Annotated in this window: 1 protein-coding gene and 2 pseudogenes; 1 reads left to right on the plus strand and 2 read right to left on the minus strand. The window is 36.4% G+C overall.

Annotated elements, in window-relative coordinates; all coding sequences use genetic code 11:
* Positions 1-145 (plus strand): annotated as a pseudogene (locus KDK67_RS13960) (IS1 family transposase); the annotation flags it as partial.
* A gap of 8 nt (positions 146-153) precedes the next feature.
* Here KDK67_RS13960 and KDK67_RS13965 read toward each other — a convergent pair.
* Together KDK67_RS13965 and KDK67_RS13970 are read right to left on the minus strand one after the other, a co-directional pair.
* A pseudogene (locus tag KDK67_RS13965) lies at positions 154-1,029 on the minus strand (IS5 family transposase); the annotation flags it as partial.
* Between the two features lie 201 nt (positions 1,030-1,230).
* Positions 1,231-1,767 (minus strand): MBL fold metallo-hydrolase, encoded by a 537-nt coding sequence (locus KDK67_RS13970; protein ID WP_250869456.1) that lies wholly within the window; start codon positions 1,765-1,767, stop codon positions 1,231-1,233.
* Positions 1,768-1,958 lie beyond the last annotated feature (191 nt).

Here is a 1,958-nt window from a genome sequence, read left to right on the forward strand (position 1 = left end):
TGAAGGATATAACAGCATAATTAGGCACTTTCTGGCAAGATTGAGAAGAAAGTCAAAGTGTTATACTAAGAGTCTTGAAATGCTGAAGTACTCTGTTCTTCTTTTGATGAAGTACAGAAATAAAGAGTTAGCTATGTTTAGTTAACAATGCCATAATTTGAATTTAATCTCTTTTAATTGATTCCAGTACTTTTTTGCCCTAATTTCCTCACCATATTTTCTTTTCAGGACAGAGAACATCGTTTCTACCAGATTTCTATTATGATACAGTTCCTCATCAAATTCCCATATCATTTTTCTACGGTACTTACCTTTGATCTTCTTTCTTTTCCTCTGTCTCAAAGGAATCATAGCTATTGATCCTAGTTTTTCTCTTGCAAGAGAATGTATGTCTTCAGAATCGTAACCCTTATCCATGACATAGTAACTTGATCTACGAGTTTTATGACATTGCTTTAGCAATGTCATTGCATGCTTTGAATAGTGTACAGGTTTACCTGAGATCTTAAAACCAGTGACAATAAACTTATTAGTATCAACAGAAATACTGGTTTTCAGGAAATATCTTCTTTTCTGTTCTGTTCTCCACGAATAATAGTAACTACAATGACCACTAGTAAATCCACTCGAATCAATGGCAGTTATCTCAATCTTTTCACCATGAGAATAAAAGAGTTTTAGTGTTTGTTGTAGCAATCCGCTGAAATAAACAGAGTTGAGTCTTGTAATGAATTTATGAAGTGTGTTCCAGATTGAAAATCTGGAACTCCCACTAAATCTATGATTTAATGGAATAGTAAAGTGTGGAACCGGTTTTAATCCAATTCTTGTTTTTACCTCATCCATTACTTCGACAAGTTCAACAATATCTCTATAATCTTCATTAAGGTACTCTTTCAATAAAACCAATGTCAATAGCTGATGTTGTGTATATTTTCTTTTGGAATACTTGCAACTATAGATCTGAAGGTGTGAGTTACCTGATACAGTTAGTGCTGTATCAACAAACTTTAAATATTTGTTAGACAAAACACATTCATCCCCTTTGTGTTTTCTGTGATAAGTAATACTCAGGGGATAATTCTTTTTAAAATTTTATGTGGAAATTAAATAGGAAAATAGGTTTTCTACAGAGCCGAAGTTCAAGTAATATAAAGCAAACCACTAAAATCTCGAAGATAATTTTGTGAGTATCCTCCGAAATTTGATGATGTGCCCTGCTCTTTCGAATCATACATTACCGTCCCCTGATCTCAAAACAACAGGAACAAGTCCATTGTATTCAGCAGCTGTCATTATCCTGACATGCATATCATCTGCTGTCTCCCATACCTTTGCAGTATGCTCTCTGTAAAGCGGATCTCTCAAAAGATGGTGGTCGTATATAATGAGATCTGGAGCACTTTCCCTGATGATCCTGATGAGGTTATTTATGGCCCGATCAAGGTTTGTCCTGCTGAGAAGATGACCTAAAAGGTAGGTTGCCGGACCATCCAGTATCAATATATCCGGATCTTCTTCAATGATCCATTGTGCATGGTCTTCAATGGTTGGTCCCTGCAGATCCGATGTATGAATTAATTTTTTACCCCCGTATTCTATGATGGTGGCGATCACCCATCCCATTGCAGAATATTCTATTCCATGGAAAAGGGGACGGCTGAAACGTACGCGGGTATCACCAACTTCAAATTCGGTTCCGTCTGAAAAATGCATGCTGGAAGATACCGGCTCCACCCATCTCCCAGTGGACCAGTGCTCCTGCATCTTCTAAAATCGTTTTCTCCAGGTAACTATTCAGCCTAATTATCGTCAATCCTGTATTCAACTCTAATACAAAAAATTAATTTGCAACCCTAAAATCAAACAATCGTTGGAACAAATGGCTTTCCATCGATTGCATCTTGAATAGCTTTCATCACAGAAAGTTGATTCTTCTTAACAGTAGAAATGTAGCT

The organism is Methanococcoides seepicolus (assembly GCF_023684405.1).
GTDB lineage: Archaea > Halobacteriota > Methanosarcinia > Methanosarcinales > Methanosarcinaceae > Methanococcoides > Methanococcoides seepicolus.